The organism is Mucilaginibacter sp. UYNi724 (assembly GCF_054057495.1).
Genome location: NZ_JBSRZI010000002.1, coordinates 452,879 through 473,105, shown reverse-complemented (window position 1 = coordinate 473,105; position 20,227 = coordinate 452,879). Strand labels below are relative to the sequence as shown.

24 protein-coding genes and 1 riboswitch are annotated in these 20,227 nt (G+C 42.6%); of the genes, 20 read left to right on the top strand and 4 right to left on the bottom strand.

From position 1 onward, the window contains the following. The first annotated feature begins 323 nt into the window (after positions 1-323). The 6 genes from ACVW0P_RS05035 (at position 324) to ACVW0P_RS05010 (ending at position 5,112) form a co-directional block, all read left to right on the top strand. Positions 324-1,037, top strand: coding sequence for a CoA transferase subunit A (locus ACVW0P_RS05035; RefSeq protein WP_457131106.1), 714 nt, complete (start codon positions 324-326; stop codon positions 1,035-1,037). A gap of 10 nt (positions 1,038-1,047) precedes the next feature. After that, positions 1,048-1,398, top strand: coding sequence for a four helix bundle protein (locus tag ACVW0P_RS05030; protein ID WP_457131105.1), 351 nt, complete (start codon positions 1,048-1,050; stop codon positions 1,396-1,398). 40 nt (positions 1,399-1,438) lie between these two features. Then, on the top strand, positions 1,439-2,095 hold the full coding sequence (locus ACVW0P_RS05025) for a 3-oxoacid CoA-transferase subunit B (protein ID WP_457131104.1): 657 nt from the start codon (positions 1,439-1,441) through the stop codon (positions 2,093-2,095). Between the two features lie 90 nt (positions 2,096-2,185). Continuing rightward, positions 2,186-2,836 (top strand): ribulose-phosphate 3-epimerase, encoded by a 651-nt coding sequence (rpe, locus tag ACVW0P_RS05020; RefSeq protein WP_457131103.1) that lies wholly within the window; start codon positions 2,186-2,188, stop codon positions 2,834-2,836. Positions 2,837-3,009: 173 nt separating this feature from the next. Continuing rightward, a complete protein-coding gene (gene serC / locus ACVW0P_RS05015; protein ID WP_457131102.1) occupies positions 3,010-4,077 on the top strand; it encodes a 3-phosphoserine/phosphohydroxythreonine transaminase in 1,068 nt (355 codons plus the stop codon). Between the two features lie 81 nt (positions 4,078-4,158). Then, the gene (locus tag ACVW0P_RS05010; protein ID WP_457131101.1) at positions 4,159-5,112 is read left to right on the top strand and encodes a D-2-hydroxyacid dehydrogenase; all 954 of its coding nucleotides are present in this window, start codon (positions 4,159-4,161) and stop codon (positions 5,110-5,112) included. 116 nt (positions 5,113-5,228) lie between these two features. Here ACVW0P_RS05010 and ACVW0P_RS05005 read toward each other — a convergent pair whose 3' ends face one another. Next, positions 5,229-5,738, bottom strand: a complete 510-nt coding sequence (locus ACVW0P_RS05005; RefSeq protein WP_457131100.1) for a hypothetical protein — start codon at positions 5,736-5,738, stop codon at positions 5,229-5,231. Between the two features lie 333 nt (positions 5,739-6,071). Between ACVW0P_RS05005 and thrS the strand changes: the two genes are divergently transcribed. The 4 genes from thrS to rplT all read left to right on the top strand — a co-directional run bounded on the left by thrS (position 6,072) and on the right by rplT (position 9,275). Then, complete coding sequence (gene thrS, locus ACVW0P_RS05000) at positions 6,072-7,997, top strand: threonine--tRNA ligase (protein ID WP_457131099.1); 1,926 nt, start codon at positions 6,072-6,074, stop codon at positions 7,995-7,997. Between the two features lies 1 nt (position 7,998). Then, the gene (gene infC / locus ACVW0P_RS04995; protein WP_354430551.1) at positions 7,999-8,565 is read left to right on the top strand and encodes a translation initiation factor IF-3; all 567 of its coding nucleotides are present in this window, start codon (positions 7,999-8,001) and stop codon (positions 8,563-8,565) included. A gap of 88 nt (positions 8,566-8,653) precedes the next feature. After that, complete coding sequence (gene rpmI, locus ACVW0P_RS04990) at positions 8,654-8,854, top strand: 50S ribosomal protein L35 (protein ID WP_067059792.1); 201 nt, start codon at positions 8,654-8,656, stop codon at positions 8,852-8,854. 76 nt (positions 8,855-8,930) lie between these two features. Continuing rightward, positions 8,931-9,275 (top strand): 50S ribosomal protein L20, encoded by a 345-nt coding sequence (gene rplT / locus ACVW0P_RS04985; protein ID WP_067059791.1) that lies wholly within the window; start codon positions 8,931-8,933, stop codon positions 9,273-9,275. Between the two features lie 81 nt (positions 9,276-9,356). Here rplT and ACVW0P_RS04980 read toward each other — a convergent pair whose 3' ends face one another. Next, positions 9,357-10,256 (bottom strand): SRPBCC family protein, encoded by a 900-nt coding sequence (locus tag ACVW0P_RS04980; RefSeq protein WP_354430550.1) that lies wholly within the window; start codon positions 10,254-10,256, stop codon positions 9,357-9,359. A 110-nt stretch (positions 10,257-10,366) separates the two neighbouring features. After that, positions 10,367-10,574, top strand: a riboswitch (cobalamin riboswitch). A 105-nt stretch (positions 10,575-10,679) separates the two neighbouring features. Here ACVW0P_RS04980 and ACVW0P_RS04975 point away from each other — a divergent pair. The 5 genes from ACVW0P_RS04975 to ACVW0P_RS04955 all read left to right on the top strand — a co-directional run bounded on the left by ACVW0P_RS04975 (position 10,680) and on the right by ACVW0P_RS04955 (position 15,223). Beyond that, positions 10,680-12,725: a TonB-dependent receptor plug domain-containing protein gene (locus ACVW0P_RS04975; RefSeq protein ID WP_457131098.1), complete on the top strand. Its 2,046-nt coding sequence runs from the start codon at positions 10,680-10,682 to the stop codon at positions 12,723-12,725. Positions 12,726-12,737: 12 nt separating this feature from the next. Continuing rightward, on the top strand, positions 12,738-13,799 hold the full coding sequence (locus ACVW0P_RS04970; protein WP_457131097.1) for a DUF5074 domain-containing protein: 1,062 nt from the start codon (positions 12,738-12,740) through the stop codon (positions 13,797-13,799). Between the two features lie 51 nt (positions 13,800-13,850). Then, positions 13,851-14,417, top strand: a complete 567-nt coding sequence (locus tag ACVW0P_RS04965; protein ID WP_457131096.1) for a DUF6580 family putative transport protein — start codon at positions 13,851-13,853, stop codon at positions 14,415-14,417. 117 nt (positions 14,418-14,534) lie between these two features. Continuing rightward, the gene (locus ACVW0P_RS04960; protein ID WP_457131095.1) at positions 14,535-14,990 is read left to right on the top strand and encodes an SIR2 family NAD-dependent protein deacylase; all 456 of its coding nucleotides are present in this window, start codon (positions 14,535-14,537) and stop codon (positions 14,988-14,990) included. After that, complete coding sequence (locus tag ACVW0P_RS04955; protein WP_457131094.1) at positions 14,987-15,223, top strand: hypothetical protein; 237 nt, start codon at positions 14,987-14,989, stop codon at positions 15,221-15,223. The genes ACVW0P_RS04960 and ACVW0P_RS04955 overlap by 4 nt, the downstream gene beginning before the upstream one ends. Before the next feature lie 299 nt (positions 15,224-15,522). Here ACVW0P_RS04955 and ACVW0P_RS04950 read toward each other — a convergent pair whose 3' ends face one another. Further along, positions 15,523-15,771 carry a hypothetical protein gene (locus ACVW0P_RS04950; protein WP_457131093.1) on the bottom strand — a complete coding sequence of 83 codons (249 nt, stop codon included), beginning with the start codon at positions 15,769-15,771 and terminating at the stop codon, positions 15,523-15,525. Beyond that, complete coding sequence (locus ACVW0P_RS04945; protein ID WP_457131092.1) at positions 15,768-16,481, bottom strand: DUF3291 domain-containing protein; 714 nt, start codon at positions 16,479-16,481, stop codon at positions 15,768-15,770. The genes ACVW0P_RS04950 and ACVW0P_RS04945 overlap by 4 nt, the downstream gene beginning before the upstream one ends. 74 nt (positions 16,482-16,555) lie before the next feature. On the opposite strand from ACVW0P_RS04945, the gene ACVW0P_RS04940 reads away from it, so the two are divergent. From ACVW0P_RS04940 to kynU, 5 genes are all read left to right on the top strand, one after another. Next, positions 16,556-17,038, top strand: coding sequence for a GAF domain-containing protein (locus tag ACVW0P_RS04940; RefSeq protein ID WP_457131091.1), 483 nt, complete (start codon positions 16,556-16,558; stop codon positions 17,036-17,038). Beyond that, positions 17,031-17,681 carry an alpha/beta fold hydrolase gene (locus tag ACVW0P_RS04935; protein WP_457131090.1) on the top strand — a complete coding sequence of 217 codons (651 nt, stop codon included), beginning with the start codon at positions 17,031-17,033 and terminating at the stop codon, positions 17,679-17,681. The genes ACVW0P_RS04940 and ACVW0P_RS04935 overlap by 8 nt, the downstream gene beginning before the upstream one ends. Before the next feature lie 2 nt (positions 17,682-17,683). Continuing rightward, a complete protein-coding gene (locus tag ACVW0P_RS04930) occupies positions 17,684-18,286 on the top strand; it encodes a DNA-3-methyladenine glycosylase (protein WP_457131089.1) in 603 nt (200 codons plus the stop codon). Between the two features lie 49 nt (positions 18,287-18,335). Beyond that, complete coding sequence (locus tag ACVW0P_RS04925) at positions 18,336-18,836, top strand: pyridoxamine 5'-phosphate oxidase family protein (protein ID WP_354430540.1); 501 nt, start codon at positions 18,336-18,338, stop codon at positions 18,834-18,836. 102 nt (positions 18,837-18,938) lie between these two features. Beyond that, the gene (kynU, locus tag ACVW0P_RS04920) at positions 18,939-20,225 is read left to right on the top strand and encodes a kynureninase (RefSeq protein WP_457131088.1); all 1,287 of its coding nucleotides are present in this window, start codon (positions 18,939-18,941) and stop codon (positions 20,223-20,225) included. The last annotated feature ends 2 nt before the right edge of the window (positions 20,226-20,227 follow it).

Sequence of the window (20,227 nt, the reverse complement as noted above, 5' to 3'; positions counted from 1 at the left end):
TTAATCAGAAGTTAACTATGGGGTGTTCCACGGTGTCCCATTCTGTACCGTTTTTTTATATATTAAAACAAGTGTTTAAAATTCATAGTATACTTGTTGTCAAGTAGTTGTGTGAAAAATTTAAAGTATTTATTTAAGTGTAGTCTTATTTCGATTATTTGTAAGTAATTGTTTGTCAAATATTTAAGTAAGTGTCCCACCGCACTGTCATAATTAGTGGGACAGGACAGTAAAAGGAAAATTAACAAGAAGTAATTTATTATGCTTGCATAGTATTGTGCATCAACCAAAATGCCTAATTTTACCGCAACCAATAATACACCATGAATAAAGTTGTGAGCGGCGCCGACGAGGCCATACGCGATATAGAAGACGGCAGCACCCTGATGCTTGGCGGTTTCGGCATGTGCGGCCTTCCCGAAAAATGCATCCTGGCCCTGGTCAAAAAAGGAGTAAAGGATCTTACCTGTATCTCTAACAATGCCGGGGTTGATGATTTTGGCATCGGCCTCTTACTGCACCAACACCAGGTTAAAAAAATGATTTCCTCTTACGTTGGCGAAAACGCCGAGTTTGAACGCCAGCTGTTGAGCGGCGAACTGGAAGTAGAACTCATCCCGCAGGGAACCCTTGCCACCCGCTGCATGGCGGCAGGTTACGGTATGCCCGCGATATTTACCCCCGCAGGTATTGGTACCGAAGTTGCCATTGGCAAAGAAGTGCGCAACTTTAACGGAAAAGATTACCTGATGGAAATGGCCTTTGATGCCGATTTCGCTATTGTGAAAGCCTGGAAGGGAGATAGGCTGGGTAACCTGGTTTACCGCTCAACCGCACGTAACTTTAATCCCGTAATGGCAATGGCAGGTAAAATAACCATTGCCGAAGTAGAGGAGCTGGTAGAACCCGGCGAACTGGACCCGGATAACATCCATACCCCCGGAATTTACGTGCACCGCATTTTCCAGGGAGAGAACTATGAAAAGAGGATAGAGCAGAGGACGGTGAGAAAAAAAATTGAAAATGATATAATTTGAAGATTTGAAAATGAGGAATGATAAAGACAAACTGATAGTTACACTAACCTTCGAATTTGCATTAGATGTGATAGCGTTTTGTGAAGAATTAGAAGCATTAAAAAAATTTGCGATTGCGCGTCAATTAATTAGATGTGGAACTTCTATTGGCGCAAATGTACGAGAGGCTCAAAATGCAGAGAGCAAAGCGGACTTTATCCATAAATTAAAAATTTCAGCAAAAGAGGCTGATGAGACCGAATACTTTTTATTGTTATGTCAGTTTTCAAAAAGCTATCCGTTTAATCCAGTATTGCTCGACAAATTATCCGTGATAATTAAAGTCGTTTCTAAAATAATTTCAAGTTCCAAGAGCAATTGAAATTATTTTCAAATTTTCAAATCATCAAATTTTCAAATTAATGTTAGATAAAACAGGCATAGCAAAGCGAATAGCTAAAGAAGTAAAAGACGGTTACTACGTTAACCTGGGTATCGGGATCCCAACGCTGGTAGCAAATTATATCCCGGATGATGTGGATGTGATCCTGCAATCTGAAAACGGATTACTGGGTATGGGGCCATTCCCGTTTGAGGGCGAGGAGGACGCGGATACTATCAACGCGGGTAAGCAAACCATAACCAAGTTGGCGGGCTCGGCGGTATTTGATTCGGCTATGAGTTTTGGGATGATCAGGGCAAAAAAGGTAAACCTTACCATCCTCGGCGCTATGGAAGTATCCGAAAACGGCGATATAGCCAACTGGAAGATCCCCGGTAAAATGGTAAAAGGCATGGGCGGTGCAATGGACCTCGTAGCATCCGCAGAAAACATTATTGTGGCCATGCAGCACGTAAATAAAGCCGGCGAATCTAAACTGTTGCCAAATTGCACCCTGCCGCTAACCGGCATCAAGTGTGTCAAAAAAATAGTGACCGAACTGGCCGTTCTTGATGTACTGCCCGAAGGTGGTTTTAAACTACTGGAACGTGCGCCTGGGGTAACTGTAGAGGAAATAAAAGCTGCAACGGCCGGTAAGCTGATCATAGAAGGTGAAATCCCGGAGATGGTGATTTAATAAGTTTGCAGTGGATAGTTGGCGGTTTGCAGAAAATGCCGGCTGCAAACTGTCAACTCCTTATAAAACAATATCCGTATATTTACCGCTATGAATCACCTGATAACACCTTCTATATTATCTGCGGATTTTGCAAACCTGCAGCGCGATGTTGAAATGATAAATAACAGCGAGGCCGATTGGTTTCATGTTGATGTGATGGATGGTATGTTTGTACCCAATATTTCATTTGGTTTCCCGGTGGTGAAAGCCACCAAACAGCACGCTACCAAACCGCTGGATGTGCACCTGATGATTGTTGACCCTGATCGTTACCTTAAAGATTTTGCTGATGCAGGCGCCGATAGCATCACCGTACATTACGAGGCTTGCCCGCATTTGCACCGCACTGTAGAGGCTATAAAACAATTGGGCTGCAGAGCAGGGGTAGCCATAAATCCCGCTACGCCAACAGCTTTATTGAAAGATATTATTGCCGATCTTGACCTGGTGTTAGTAATGTCGGTAAATCCCGGTTTTGGCGGGCAAAAGTTTATCGAGCATACTTACACGAAGGTTGCCGAGGTAAAGGCCATGAGCGCCAATACCAATCCAAACCTGTACATCGAAGTAGATGGTGGGGTAGGAAACCAGAACATCGCAAAGCTGATAGCGGCTGGTGCCAACGTTTTTGTGGCGGGTAATTCGGTGTTTTCTGCGGCAGATCCATCCAAGGCTATATCGATGCTAAAACATCCATAATTATCAATCTGATAATTTATGTTCTCAAACAAAGCCGTTATGCTATTTTAAACTCCTTTTTTATAAAATTATAAAAAATAGTCTATTAAAGTTGTCGGATTTATTATCTTCGGCCTTCCTTTATAAAAAGTTGATAATTAGTTATTAGTCCAATATATAGTTTATCCAATATTATGAAACACAATTTCGGTGCCGGCCCCGGCATATTACCTAACGAAGTTTTACAACAGGCTGCAGCAGCAGTAATTGATTTTAACGGAACGGGGCTATCCCTGCTTGAAATTTCGCACCGATCGCCGGAGTTTGAAGCCGTATTAGATGAGGCAGTTGGCTTAGTTAAAGAACTTTACAGCGTACCGGCTGGTTACTCAGTTTTGTTTTTACAAGGTGGTGCAAGCACACAGTTTGCATTAGCGCCTTACAATCTTTTACCGGAGGGTGGCAAAGCCGCTTACCTGGAGAGTGGCGTATGGGCAAACAAGGCTTTAAAAGAGGCTAAGTTTTTTGGCGGAGTAGAGGTTGTTGCCACTTCAAAAGAAAGCAATTTTACTTACATCCTTAAAGGTTATACCATCCCTGCGGATGCTGCATATTTACACATCACATCAAATAATACCATTTACGGTACGCAGATGCAGGAGTTTCCTAAGTCACCTGTTCCGTTGGTATGCGATATGTCGTCAGATATTTTTAGCCGCACCGTTAACGTAGCCGATTTTGGTTTGATCTATGCAGGCGCTCAAAAAAATATGGGTCCCGCAGGTGTTACCTTAGTAATTGTTAAGGACGACCTTTTAGGCAAAACAGGCCGCAATATCCCGGCTATGTTTAACTACCAGGTGCAGATAGAAGGCGGATCGATGTACAATACGCCCCCTTGTTTCGCTATCTACGTATCTATGCTTACCCTAAAATGGTTAAAGGCAAAGGGTGGCGTACCTGCTATTGAAGTTGAAAACAACGAAAAAGCAAAAGCACTATATGCCGAAATTGATAGCAACCCATTGTTTAAAGCCGTGGCTGCTGATGAAGACCGCTCACGCATGAACGTTTGCTTTGTTGCCGAGAACCCCGAGCACGAAAAACCATTCCTGAAACTTTGCGACGAAAAAGGCATTGTTGGTTTAAAAGGCCACAGGAGTGTAGGTGGTTTCCGCGCATCCATATACAATGCATTGCCAATTAGCAGCATAAACGTGCTGATTGAAACCATGCAGGAATTTGCTGAGAAAAATAAATAACAATTAGTGATCAGCGGTTGGTGATTAGAGATTAATCCTCTTTTCCTAACCACTGGTCTCTAACCTCTAATCACAAACAAAATGATCAAAATATTAGCTAACGACGGTATCGACCCAATTGGTAAAAAAATGTTGGAAGATGCCGGATTCTTTGTAGAAACAAATAACATCCCGCAGGATGAATTACCTGTGCGTTTACAGGAGTTTGATGCTATTACCGTACGCAGTGCTACCAAAGTGCGCGCGGCTTTAATTGATGCCTGCCCTAATCTGAAGCTTATTGGCCGCGGTGGTGTAGGTGTTGATAATATTGATGTTGACTATGCTAAAAGCAAAGGCCTTGGCGTGTATAACACACCTGCTTCATCGTCATTGTCTGTTGCCGAACTGGTTTTCGCGCAATTGTTTACAGGCGTGCGTTCGCTGCACGATAGCAACCGCAAAATGCCCCTTGATGGTGGCACCAAGTTTAACGATCTTAAAAAAGCTTATGCCAAAGGTGTTGAGCTGCGTGGAAAAACATTAGGTATAGTAGGCTTTGGCCGCATTGGCCGCGAGGTTGCTAAAATAGCGATAGGCGTGGGTATGGACGTTATCGCTTATGATCTATTCCCGTTCAACCCCGAGGTTGAAATTGTTTTGGGTACAGGCGGTACTAAAGTTAGCGTAACTGTCAAAACATCAACACTTGACGAGATCATCAAAACTGCCGATTTCATCACATTGCATACGCCATTTATTGATAAAGCTCTTATTGGTGCCGAAGAATTATCTCAGATGAAAAAAGGCGTTCAACTGATCAATATTTCACGTGGTGGTTTGATCGACGAATTAGCATTGATAGACGCCCTAAACAGCGGCCAGGTATCATACGCTGCGTTAGATGTGTTTGATAATGAGCCAACCCCTCGTGCCGAGATCTTATCTCATCCCAAAATTTCGCTTACCCCGCACATTGGCGCCGCCACAAACGAAGCCCAGGAGCGGATAGGTGTTGAATTGGCAAGTCTAATTATCGGCCACTTTAATAAATAATATTACCAATAAACGATAACTCATATTTAAGCCCCTTGCAAATAGCGAGGGGCTTTTTTGATTAGGGAGCTATAATTTAATAATGGTTAAGTGTTTGAGTTTGTGGTCAGCTGAAACTATTTCCTATCTATATCTAAAAGCTCATCTTTTTTATATAAATCCTTTATTTCGCTTATGGTAAAAAACCTTTCCTCGGTATCGTACTTCTTATTCTTAAGATCATCCAAACCGGTTTCGACGTCTGTTTGAAACTTATTGTTTACAAAAAATACACTATCTCCATGTATGCCTGTAACTTTCGAAAGACTGTAAGCGTTATTTGCCAGTTTTAAATGGAGCACATCATTCTTCTGCAGCGTGGGGATCATCTTGGTTATCCGATCGGCGTTTTGCTTTTCATGGATAACAACGAAAATAGAAATTGCGATGATGACGGCAATACCAGAGAAAGTCCACAACGGAATTTTAGTGTCAGATCTCATGTTCTCGTAACTCAGTTTCAACATCGGCGTCATGTTTTTTAACGCCAAAACCTGCTGGCAGTGTGTGCATTGTGATACGCCTGTTTTACCGATCGGAAAAAAAGGGATCCAAAAGATGTGTGCCCATTTTTGCGCAATATTCATTTGCATACTGTTGAGGGTATTGCAATTAGGGCAAGGTTCTGCTATATATTCCGTTTTAATAATTTTGGATCTGGTGCCGTAAATGATCATGTGGTGTAAGTGTTATTGTTGTGATGGTTCTTATTTGCAATGAAAATACTTAAAAAAAGCCGTAGCTCGAAAATCTAACAAGCGATTTGATGCGGGTTTGATATCCGTTGCCCGTCTTTATCAAAAAGCACAATTTACTTTCCCTGTATAAATAAAATCCTATTTTTGCGCTAAGTATAGATCGCGTTAGTATGCGATTGATTATAATTCACTTATTATTAAAAATTTAAATCATAGTTGTAGATGATTAGTATTACACTTCCTGATGGTTCCGTTCGAGAATACGACAAAGGGATCACTTCCATGCAGATAGCGCTGTCTATCTCCGAAGGTTTAGCACGTAATGTATTGGCGGCCGAAGTAAACGGCGAGGTTTGGGATGCAAGCCGCCCTATCGAAGAAAATTCGGCAGTAAAGCTTTTAACCTGGAACGATGCCAAAGGTAAATCAACCTACTGGCACTCATCTGCCCACTTACTTGCCGAGGCATTAGAGGCTTTGTACCCGGGTACAAAGTTCGGTATCGGCCCGGCTATCGAAACCGGCTTTTATTACGATGTTGACTTTGGCGACGAGCCATTCTCATCAGACGATTTTAAGAAAATTGAAGATAAGGTTATTGAGCTTGCTAAAACCAAAAGCGAATACATCCGCAAACCGGTTAGCAAAGCCGATGCTATTGAATATTTTACCGAAAAAGGGGATGAGTATAAGCTCGACCTTTTGAAGGACCTGCCAGATGGCAGCATTACTTTTTACACACAAGGTAACTTTACCGACCTTTGCCGTGGCCCGCATATTCCTAACACAGGCAGCATCAAAGCTGTAAAGCTGATGAGTGTTGCCGGTGCTTACTGGCGTGGTGATGAAAGCCGTAAACAGCTTACACGTATCTACGGTGTTACTTTCCCTAAGGCGAGTGAGTTGACTGATTACCTGCACTTGATTGAGGAAGCAAAAAAACGCGACCACCGTAAATTAGGTAAAGAATTAGAATTATTCGCGTTTAGCGAAAAGGTAGGCATGGGCTTGCCATTGTGGTTGCCAAAAGGTACTGCCTTGCGCGAACGCTTGACTAACTTCCTGCAAAAAGCACAGGCAAAAGCTGGTTACGAGCAGGTTATTACACCGCATATCGGCCATAAAAACCTTTATGTAACATCGGGCCATTATGAAAAGTATGGTGCAGATTCATTCCAGCCGATAAAAACCCCGCAGGAAGGAGAGGAGTTCTTCTTAAAACCGATGAACTGCCCGCATCACTGCGAAATCTATAAAACAAAACCACGCTCATATAAGGACCTTCCGGTTCGTTTGGCAGAGTTTGGTACCGTTTACCGTTACGAACAAAGCGGCGAGCTGCACGGCTTAACCCGTGTACGTGGCTTTACCCAGGATGACGCCCACTTGTTCTGCCGCCCCGACCAGGTTAAGGAAGAGTTTAAAAAGGTTATCGACCTTGTATTATATGTGTTTGCTGCTTTGGGTTTTGACAGTTATACTGCACAGGTATCACTACGCGACCCTAATAACAAAACCAAATATATTGGAACCGACGAGAACTGGGCTTTAGCCGAAAGCGCTATCATCGAGGCTACTGCCGAGAAAAACCTGACCACCATTGTAGAATATGGCGAAGCCGCTTTCTACGGCCCTAAGCTGGATTTTATGGTGAAGGATGCCCTTGGCCGTAAATGGCAGTTAGGAACCATCCAGGTAGATTATAATTTGCCAGAACGTTTCGAACTGGAATACACCGGCAGCGATAACCAAAAACACCGCCCGGTAATGATCCACCGCGCACCATTTGGCTCGCTTGAGCGCTTTGTTGCCGTATTGATAGAGCATTGTGCCGGTAACTTCCCACTTTGGCTGTCGCCTGAGCAATTTATTATCCTGCCCATATCTGAAAAATATGAAGAATATGCAAAAAAACTTTCAGATGAATTAAAAGATTCCGATATTTGCGGGCTGATTGACTTTAGAGATGAGAAAATCGGTCGTAAAATACGCGACGCTGAAGTTAAAAAGATCCCATATATGCTTATTGTGGGCGAAAAAGAGGCTGCCGAAGGGTTGGTTTCTGTACGCAAACATGGCACCGGCGATCTGGGCAGCATGAGTATTGAAGATTTTAAACAACAAATAATTAAAGAAATAACAGTATAACTTGGCTTTAAACAAACCTTTCAACAGAGGACCAAGGCTTCCATTTAAGAAAAAAGAAGCCGAACACAACATCAACCAGTTTATTAGGGCACAGGAAGTGCGCCTTGTAGGTGACAACGTTGAGCAGGGTATATTCTCGTTAAGAGATGCACTTGCCATTGCTCAGGAACAAGAACTTGACCTGGTTGAGATTTCTCCAAACGCAGTACCTCCCGTTTGTAAAGTAACCGATTACAATAAATTCGTTTACGAGCAAAAGAAGAAGCTTAAAGAGATCAAAAGCAACGCCAAGCAAACCGTTATTAAAGAGATCCGTTTCGGGCCTAACACTGATGACCATGACTTTGAATTTAAATTGAAGCACGCGCAGAAGTTTTTGGAAGCCGGCGAAAAAGTAAGGGCTTACGTACACTTTAAGGGCCGTGCAATTGTTTACAAAGAACAAGGCGAGATATTATTGCTGCGTTTTGCACAGGCATTAGAAGATTTAGGTAAAGTAGAGCAATTACCAAAGCTGGAAGGTAAACGTATGTTTTTAACGCTTGCTTCAAAAGCGCAGAAAAAGTAATAATTAAGGCAGGTGCGTTGGTATGCAGCTGCGATTAAAATAAAACGTTGAGATAACGTAAATCATCTAAAAACAAATAAATAGAGTTATGCCAAAAATGAAAACCAATTCCAGTGCAAAAAAGCGCTTTAGGCTTACTGGAACCGGTAAAATTGCCAGAAAAAACGCATTCAAAAGTCACATCTTAACCAAGATGTCGACTAAACGTAAGCGTAACCTTAGTCACACCAGCTTGGTATCTAAAGCTGACTTAGGTAACGTAAAACGTATGCTTTGCATAGGCAAGTAATCAAACAAATTTTTTAACCAGGTATTAGAGTACAGAAGCTTCCGAGAGGGACACTCACTACCAAAAACAACACAACATGCCACGTTCAGTTAACGCAGTCGCGTCGAGAAGACGCCGGAAAAGGATCATGAACCTCGCCAAAGGTTATTGGGGTTCAAGAAGCAAGGTTTACACCGTTGCTAAAAACACAGTTGAAAAAGGTTTGCAATACGCATACCGTGACCGTAAGACCAAAAAACGCGAGTTTAGGGCTTTATGGATCCAACGTATCAACGCAGGTGCACGCCAGCACGGTATTTCTTACTCTCAATTAATAGGTAAGTTAGCCGCAAAAGAAATTGGTTTAAACCGTAAGGTATTGGCCGATTTAGCGATGAACCACCCTGATGCTTTCAAAGCTATCATTGATGCTGTAAAATAATAACAGCATACTTCATAAGAAAAGGCCTTCTGATTATTCAGAAGGCCTTTTTTGTTTATAAAACTTGTAGTGTGATAACAACTACATTACCGCGTTGTCAGCACCGCTGTTAGGTTTGTTTTCAATCGGCTCAATATGCGAGCGATAGGGGGATATTGGTTCGTTAGTGTCATTAGATGGGGTATATTCCGACGCATCATCTTCTATAATAGTTTCTTCTATCACAATAGCTACGGGTTCGGCATAGTCGTTATCATTTATGTACGATACATCCGAAGCGATGCCTCCATCGATATCCATATATTGTTTAAAGTTGCGTACATCGCTATCGACCATGCTTTTAAATACAGGGTTAAGTATATGTGCGATGCCACCTCCAAAACCACCTGCAGGCGGGCGGTAGCTAATAATAATATCCACTAAAGTGCCACTGCCATCCACGCTATCCTGAAAACGTACTTTACCGGCATTGTCTATCAACGAATCTGGTATCGAACTCCAGCCGATGCTGTAACCCGGCTCATCACGAACGATCTCGGCATCCCAGCTTACTTTAGCAGAACCTATAGGGAGTTTTAATACCCAGTGAGACCGTTTATTGTCAATAACATCCACACTCTCCAGGTGTTTCATAAATAGGGGCAGGTTATCCAGCTTACGCCAAAAATCGTAGACTTCTTGCCTTGGCTTATCAATGTGGTATGATGTGCGGATGTTCACGTTCACGGGTTCAGTACTGTTGCGGCCCATGCGCGAGTATAATTCGCAATGGCCGGTAAGCCCGCGGTTTAGCAGGTAACCGCCCGCGCCAAGTTTGATGATACTGGAAAATGGGCTTTTGAACAATCCCTTAAAACCAGATAAAGAAAGTTTAATGCCTGTTGCTATAGATATGGTACGCTCGGCGGTAGACAAGTTTAAACTTGGCTCCTGGTTTTCGGCAGGTCCGCGGTACCTGTTTTGCATTGCTGATGTTGTCATGTTAAATACGTTTGTAATTATTAAACACGTTAACTTACAGCGGGTTTTCTTTAATTGAAATTATTTTAACCGGCAATAATAATTGCTTTGGCTGTTACAGTTTCTAATGCTACATTTGCAGCGCTTTAGGTTCCTGCCTGTGAAGCATTTTACAGCAGGATTAAAAGGGAATACAGTGTAAATCTGTAACTGTCCCGCAGCTGTAAGCTCCGTTTAACCAATGTCCGTTCAAAATTGCCACTGTGCCGGGTTTCCGGGATGGGAAGGCAGGGCAAAAGGGGAGCAAGTCAGAATACCTGCCTCAGCATCATATTATTCATAGCTTTCGGGGATTGAAGCTTGGGTGTGAATGCTCTTCATAGGCGGTGTATTTCCATTCCTGTATTTTTCCTTTTTGCGGGCTGTGATGTATTTAGCATCAGCATGGTAAACGGTTACTTTGATATTTTCAGGTCAGCAACGTTTTTCTTAACAGGGAAGAAGTTATGGCTTGCGGGTATTTGTCTGTTTATTTCAAATGCTATTTTAGCGCAAAGCGATACCACCAAAAAACTAAAAGAAGTGGCGGTAAAAGCCACTCCGGTGCCTAAAGTGCAATTACTTATCCCAACACAACAGGTTACTAATAAAGACTTCGCCAGATACAGCGCATTCAATATTGCGGATGCGGTTAAAAATTTTTCGGGGGTTACGGTAAAGGATTACGGGGGTATTGGTGGTTTAAAAACAGTTTCGGTAAGGGGTATGGGGGCTAATCATACAGCGGTACAGTATGACGGCGTACAGATCAATGATGCGCAAACCGGCCAGGTTGATCTTAGTAAACTAAATCTAAACAACGTACAGCAAATCACCCTATACAACGGCCAGCCGATAGATATTTTACAACCGGCACGTAGTTATACTTCTGCAAGCGTACTTAGTATACAAACCATAAAGCCAAATTTAGCGGCGAATAAACCATATCAGCTACTATTTGGCATTAAAGGAGGGAGCTTTGGGCTAATAAACCCATACCTGCAATGGCAGCAACGCCTAAGTAGCAACTGGCAGGTTATTGTAAATGCCTATACCGAAAATGCCAACGGGCGATATAAATTCCACAACAACATTAACCGCCCCGATACGGTGCGAACACGAACCAATGCAGACATTGCCGCTCAACAAGTTGATGGCGCCTTGTATTGGGCTAAAAACGACAGTAGCAAGTTTAACCTGCATGTTAATTACTATCATTCGCAACGTGGATTGCCGGGAGCGGTTATTCAAGATAATCCTGTGCCGTCACAAGATAGGCTGTGGAACCGTGATTTTTTTATACAAGGCGGCTATAGGCGTATTTGGAAAAACGGGTTGAGTTTATTGATGAATACCAAATTATCAGAAAATTATCTGCGATACCTAAACCCCGATTTTTTAAATGTGCAGGGGCGGTTAGACCAGCAATTTACTCAGCGCGAGTTTTACCAGTCAGCGGCACTTTCCTGGCAAGTTAATGCTAACTGGAGGGTGTCTTACGCTACCGACGTGGTTGTTAACCATCTTGATATCGATTTTAATTATCCTTACCCGCAGTTCAGTTATCCAACAAGGGTGTCGTTGTTTAACGTACTCGCAAGTAACTTCAATATAGGAAGGCTAAAGCTTCAGGGTAGTTTATTGAATACCAACATAACCGAGACTGTTAAAACCGGCAGAGGTGCGCCGGCGCGAAATAACTTTTCGCCAACGATAATGGCCGCTTTGCAGCCGTTTAAAAACCCCAATTTTAACATCCGGGCTTTTTACAAACGCATCTTCCGCAACCCTACGTTTGACGACCTGTATTACGGCGGCATCGGCAACCCAAACCTAAAACCCGAATATACCAATCAATATGATGCCGGCTTAACCTATACTAAAGCGCTAAACGGCTTTTTCGAATACCTAACACTTACTGCCGACGCCTATTATAACGATGTGACTAATAAGATCGTATTTATCCCTAAGGACGCCTATAATGGGTCTATCCAAAACTTTGGTAAGGTTGATATGAAAGGACTTGATGCAGGGTTGAAAACGCAGGCTGCTATCGCTACAAATTATAAAGCATCGCTGTTTATAAATTACAGTTACCTACAGGCACTCAACGTAACCGATCCTGCCTCATCAGTGTACTTAAATCGGTTGCCTTACACGCCTAAAAACACCTTATCTGTTTATGCAGGTGTTAACCATGGCGCATTCGGAATTTATTATAACCAGGTTTACGCGTCCGAAAGGTACTACACAAATAATAATTTGCCTGCCGACCGTATACCGGGATATTCTGTTAGCGATGCCTCAATTGTTTATCATAAAGCTATTAAAAATAGAGCATTACAAACATCAATGGAAGTAAATAATCTGTTAAATAAAAGCTATTTTTTCGTGCAGAGTTACCCAATGCCTGGCCGTTCGGTACGTTTATCAATTCAAATTACAATTTAACACAACATCGATATGAGATCATTTAAACTAAAAAATCTAATCATTCTGTCCGTAGCAATAGCAGCACTATCTGCCTGTACAAAGGACCGCATTGACGTTACACCCGACAAGCCCACAGCCGAACGGGCAGGCGTGTATATTTTAAACCAGGGCAACTATGGCGCTAACAACAGCACCCTGTCTTTTTACAATTACACCACCAAACAGCTTACCAGCGATTTTTACGGTAACGCTAACCCCGGCAAAAAAATAGGCGACACCGGGAATGACGTGGGCATATACGGGTCAAAAATGTACATCATCGTAAATAACTCGGGTAATATCATAGTAGTAAACGCAAAAACCGGCGTACTCATCAAAGAAATTGCGCTAAACCAATGCCGTAACGTTGTATTTTACAAGAGCAACGCATTTGTAACATCATATGATAACAAAGTGGCTGTTATTGATACTGCATTATTAACAATCACTAAAAATATTACCGTTGGCCGTAACCCAGAGCAAATGATAATATCAAATGACAAGTTGTATGTTGCCAACTCGGGCGGTTTAAGCTTTGGTAACCCCGATAAAACGGTATCTGTTGTCGATTTAACTTCGTTCGCCGAAACTAAAAAAATAGATGTTATTGAAGACCCTGTATCAATGACCGCTGATACTTATGGAAATGTTTACGTACTGTCGTTAGGTAACTTCAATGATATTGCACCCGGGCTAACCATTATCGATAACAAAACCGACTTGGTAAAATCAAAGCCTGCAGTCGCCCTGGGTTACAATATCCCGATTGCGGCCCTTGGTGATTTTGTTTATTATCCTACCGCCAACAATAAAATCGCCGTTTATAACGCCAAAACACAAAAGCCAGAAAGAGATAATTTTGTAACCGATGGTACAATCTTCGCCAGCGCGTTTGCCCTTGCGGCGGATGAACTTACCGGTGAAATATTTGTTACCGATGCAAAAGATTTTAACTCGAATGGTACGTTAACCGCTTTTGACAGGAACGGAAAAAAGGAATATACGATAGCTACAGGTATAAGCCCGGGTAGGGTGATGTTGGTTAATAAATAGCATTTTATATTACAGGGTATTATCAATAAATTTGCGCTACAGTAACAAAATATGTCATTACAGAAAACCAATACCCGTACAACAGTACTTATAACCATGGTGCTTGCTGCCATTGCAATGCGTATTGTTAATACTCAAGTGCCCGCGTTAAGCAACTTTACACCGGTTGGTGCGGTTGCCTTATTTGGCGGCGCTTATTTTACCGATAAATGGAAAGCTTATTTAGTACCATTGCTGGCGCTATTAATAAGCGATGTGGTGATCAATTACATCTACGCGGGTAAGTTTACGTTTTACAGCAGTTCGTTATTCATGTATGGCTGTTTTATGCTGATGACCTTTGTTGGTACACTTATTAAAAAAGTAAATGTGCTTAACGTAGCTGCAGCGTCTATAGTAGCTGTTTTGATTCACTGGTTAGTTATGGACTTGCCATTTGTTTACGGCATTCCAAATACCTGGGCCAATTACGGTATGCTGTTGGTTAAAGCAATATACCCGTTCGAAACTAACATGCTTATTGCTGATGCTATTTATGGCGCCATTCTTTTCGGTGGGTTTGAACTGGCAAAAAGCAGGTACGAAGCACTTAGCGGTAAAAGGCAACTGGCTTTGTAGGTTAATAACTCGATATACAAAAGCGGTTGGCCAACGGTTAACCGCTTTTTTTGTTTGTCTGAACCCGAATTCCTAAATTCATTAATTCGAGTTCAGATGTTTTAATACAATCTAATTATGAAAAGAGTAGTAGTGCTAACCGGCGCGGGAATAAGTGCTGAGAGCGGCTTAAAAACCTTCAGGGATAGCGATGGGCTGTGGGAGGGATATAACATTGAAGACGTAGCCACGCCCGAGGCCTGGGAGCGTAACCCGGAGATGGTACAGCATTTTTATAACGAGCGCCGGAAATCTGTTTTAGCGGCAGAACCCAATGCCGCGCATTATGCCCTTTCTAAATTGCAGGAGTATTACGATGTTACCATCATCACCCAAAACATAGATGACCTGCACGAAAGGGCGGGCTCAACCAACGTTATGCACCTGCACGGCATCATCACCAGGTCGCAGTCAAGCAGTAAGGCAAACCTTACTTATCCCATCGAAGGGTGGGAGATCAAGATGGGGGATAATGCGAGCTGGGGTCGCAACTGCGTGCCCATGTGGTATGGTTTGGCGAGGCTGTACCAATGATAGAAAAGGCTGCCCGAATATGCGCAGCAGCTGAGATTTTTATTCTCGTAGGCACCTCACTCGCGGTTTACCCGGCAGCCGGTTTGATTAACTATTTGCCACGCGATGTAACCAAATATATCATCGACCCAAATATACCAACTGCAGGTATTAAACGCATAGTAGAGATGCCATATAAAGCCACCGTAGGGGTGCCTTTGCTGGTAGAAGAATTAATGAAAAACAAGTCATAAAGAAAGCCGCGATTCGCGGATTTTTAAATTCACCATTGGCGGCAGTCATGTCTCAAATACTAGGAAAATCACCCATGATTTAACCCCAAATATTATTCTGTTATGATTTTTTTATTTACTTATATGATTTATATTCAACGTTTTATGAGTTTTACCTTACAAGGATGTTGGTTATCAGTTGATAATGAAAACGCAATATCAAACTATTCATACTTAAACGTTTGCCAAATTAAATTTTGTGATAATGTTTTGTAAAATATAAGTCACTATTTTACAGTTATTTATGAACTTTATATTCGCTAATAGTTATATCTGTAGTAACTCTCTCTAAAGTCTTTGCCCATTTCTATAAACCGTGCCGAAACTGTTTTTAAAAAGGCTTCGTCAAGCAATTCAAAAACGCTGTTTACGCCCTCGGTCAGATCCATTTCAGGGATCTTGTATGTCTGTTCCAGTGTGCCTTGTTCAATCTTCACAATAAACTTTTGGTTCATGCTCAGGATAGATATTTTAAAATCGGGATGGGGTAATTCTGCTATTATTCTCATGATGTAAATTCTTGTTTTAACAACGCTTCTAATGGATCTTCTCCGTTGATGGTACCGGTGGTTTCGATGATGCGGAACCGGGCGAAAAGTTCTTCGCTATACCAACCCTCGCTGCGTGTTTTTTTGATCACTTCGGCATGTTGTTTACTACCATAGGCAAAGGCTTTCATGTGTTCCATACTTTCCCAAATCGAGAAGGTTGCCTGCCGGTAAATGGGCGCTTCGCCAACCCCAAATGAGGTGATATAGCCCGGCGCGCCAACCATCAGGTTTGCCACCTCATCCACATGCGACCAAAAGTTTTTCAACCTGCTCATCTTAATAGTTGCCCTTGTAAGCACCGCCATCGGCCCGTCTTCAATTTTGACATTTGGTTTGCCAAAGGGTTCTTTGCCATCCCATTTGCCGTGGCTTTGTATCGGTTCACACAAAAGTGTCCAACGCTCAGTGCCCAGGGTTTGCCACCATTTGCTTACAAACGATGTTTTGGCGAAACTGTCGTAAGCTTCACGATTATCCCATACGGCTAAAAGTCCCCATTGTGTCCAGTCGGGTTGCAGGTCGAAAGTACCGTTACGGCCGCTACCCAATAACTTCCAAAAGCTACAACCATTCTGCATCATCATAGGCAGGCGGTGTACAGCCATGGCCAAAAGGGCAAACAGTATAAAAGCTTTCCGGTAACGTACTATGCTGAGGCTAACGATCATCTGTTGCGAAAATAAAATATTAAATATGAGATTTGGCTTATTTACTTTCAACACAGGCATATTACATTTGCTTTATGGCAGAGGACTTACAAATCACGACATCAGCAAGTAAAGATGAGCAATACAGATCGCTCATCCCACAAATAGCAGCTTTGTTAGACGGCGAAACCGATCTGGTGGCGAATCTGGCTAACATCGCCGCCGCATTAAAAGAGCAATTTAAATGGTTTTGGGTTGGCTTTTACCTTGTAAAGCAGGATGAATTGGTTTTGGGGCCGTTCCAGGGCCCGGTAGCCTGTACCCGGATCGCTAAAGGCCGTGGCGTTTGTGGTACCTCCTGGGCCAAAGCTGAAACATTGATAGTGCCTGATGTAGAAGACTTCCCGGGGCATATCGCGTGTAGTTCGTTGTCACGGTCCGAGATAGTATTGCCACTGATTCATCGTGGTGAAGTAGTAGGTGTACTTGATGTAGATAGCTCGGAACTGAACCAGTTTGATGCAGTAGATGCCAACTACCTTAATGAAATTATCTCATTAATAAAATTCAATGCATAAAGTATATTTAATAGCCGGATTGGGTGCTGACAGCCGGTTGTTTAAGAATATTAAACTCCCGGAATGTTACGAAGTAACGCTTGTGGAATGGTTTGTTCCGAAACTTAATGATACTTTAACTACTTATTCTCAAGACATTATAAACCAATATCATATAGGAGATAAAGCAATTGTAATTGGTGTTTCGCTTGGTGGGATGATCTCTGTTGAGATCGCCAAACAGGTGAAGCTGGATAAAGTCGTATTGATCTCAAGTATCAAGACAGATAGCGAAGCGCCGTGGTATTTTAGTTTTTTCAGGAACCTGCCTGTATACAAAGCCATCCCCGGTAAACTAATGACGCATCTGGGGTTTTTAATAAGGGGAATGTTTGGTAAGATGAGTTCCGATGACTTGGCGTTATTTAAAAGCATGTTGCGTAACTCGTCGCCTGTGTTTATAAAATGGGCTATGCGCGCGGTATTGTATTGGAGAAACGATATGGAGGTTTCAAACCTGTATCACATAATTGGCGATAAAGACCTTGTTTTCCCTCACCAAAACATTAAAAACCCGACAGCGGTTATAGAAGGCGGCACGCATATAACGGTGTTTGATAAGGCCGATGAAATCAACACCTTGCTTGCCGATATCTTAAAATAACAATGAAACTACCTGACAGCTATTACCATAACCCCAATGTAGTGGCGATAAGCCGCGATCTGATCGGTAAATATCTTTTCACCAATATAGATGGTGAACTAACCGGTGGGTATATTGTTGAAACAGAAGCTTATGCCGGCGTTAACGATAAGGCCGCACACTCTTACGGTGGCCGGGTAACCCCGCGCACACAAACCATGTACATGCAAGGCGGGGTATCATATGTGTACCTGTGCTATGGCATCCACGAAATGTTTAACGTGGTGGTATCAGAAGAAGGACACCCGCATGCTATTTTAATTAGGGCAGTGCAACCAACTGATGGTTTGGATGTTATGATGTGTAGGCGCAACATGGAAACACTTAAACCCAATATTACCAAAGGACCGGGGTCTGTTGCTAAGGCGTTGGGCATCTCCCGCAAAATAAATGCGGTTAGCTTGCAAAGCGATGTGATTTGGATAGAAGACAGGGGGCTAACCTTCCCTGATGAAGAGGTTGCTGCAGGCCCGCGGATAGGGGTTGATTACGCGGGTGCTGACGCTTTGCTGCCATATCGTTTTTATGTAAAAGGAAATATTTATGTAAGTAAGCCCAACAAATAATTTTTTTGTTGGTTTAATCTTCACATTCTGATAACAATTAAAACACACGATGAGCAGCGATTGGTCAAAAACAGAGAGCCTGAAATATTTACAGGATAAAGTAAAAGAGGTAAGAACAGCTATGCTTACCACATATAATGAAGAAAAAGGTTTTAACAGCAGGCCGATGGGCACTGCCGATATTGATGATGAAGGCAACATTTGGTTCTTTACCAACGAATATTCGCCAAAGGCAAGTGAGATCTCGGTAGAGAATACGGTTTCGTTAACTTATTCTGATATTAAAAACCACACTTATTTGAGCATTGTGGCCGAAGCATCTTTGGTAGACGATAAAGCCAAAATGAAAGAATTGTGGAACCCATTTATACAGGCATTCTTCCCCGGGGGATTGGATGACCCAAAACTTACCTTGCTTAAAATTGTGCCTACCGATGCCGAATATTGGGATAGCAGCAGTAGCAGTATGGTGGTTTTGTTCAATATGCTTAAAGCCAGGCTAACCGGAAAGCAATATGACGAGGGCAAACACGGAGATATAGCTTTATAATATTAAATTAGTTAAAATTATTCGGGCAAGGCCACAAAGATATCTTTGTGGCCTTGTTATTTAATTAATTTTTAGAAACAGCTTTTTTTGTAATATTGGCTAATGATTTATCACGACACCTTAGCTTTTGCCCTTCAACTTGATGAGCAGGACGTTTTACAAAGTTTTCGCGACGAGTTTTTGATCCCTAAGCATAATGGCGAAACTGCGGTTTACCTATGCGGTAATTCTTTGGGTTTACAACCCCGCTCAGCCAAAAAATATGTGCAGGATCAGCTCGACGCATGGGAGGATAACGCGGTGGAAGGCTGGTTTATGGGCGATGAACCATGGCTCAAATACCACAAGTCTTTACTCGGCCCGTTATCAAACATCTTGGGTGCCAAAGAAACCGAAATTACGGTAATGAACTCCCTTACAGTAAATCTTCATTTACTGATGGTAAGTTTCTATAAACCAACTGGTAAAAGGTTCAAAATACTGATGGAGGCAGGCGCTTTCCCGTCAGATCAATATGCCATGGAAAGCCAGGTTCGATTTAATGGTTTCGACCCGAAAGATGCCATTATTGAGGTATCTCCACGCGCCGGAGAAACCACTTTACGCGCCGGAGATATCTTTAAACAAATAGCTGATAATGCAGATCAGTTGGCGCTGGTAATGTTCAGCGGGATCAATTATTATACAGGTCAGTTTTTTGATCTGGAGGCCATAACTAAAGCAGGGCATGCCGCGGGTGCCATAGTTGGTTTCGACCTTGCGCATGCAGCAGGTAACGTACCGCTAAAACTCCATGAATGGGATGTAGATTTTGCCTGCTGGTGCTCATATAAGTACATGAATTCAGGCCCCGGCGGTATCAGCGGGATCTTTGTGCACGAAAAACATTTTGATGACACTACGCTCAACCGCTTTGCGGGATGGTGGGGTTGTAGAAAGGATAAGCAATTCTTAATGGCCCCCGGCTTTGAGGCAGAGAATGGTGCAGAGGGATGGAATGTAAGCACAAGTCCAATTATACTAATGGCCCTGCATCGCGCATCGCTTGAACTGTTTGAAAATGTTGGAGGTATCAAGGTGTTGCGTGCCAAAAGTGAAACGCTTACCGGTTACCTGGAGTACCTCATAGGCGAGGTAAATAAAAAATACGGCGAAGATGTTTATCAGATCATCACACCAACGGATAAAACACAGCGAGGCTGCCAACTATCGGTAATTTGCAAACGCGATGCCAGGGCGATTTTCAATTACCTGGCAAATAACGGCGTAATTGGTGACTGGCGCGAGCCCGATGTGATCCGTGTAAGTCCGGTGCCGCTTTACAACTCTTATGTTGATGTTTACAAAGCTGCAGAGTGCTTGTTTAAGGCCCTGCAAGCTGTTAAATAATA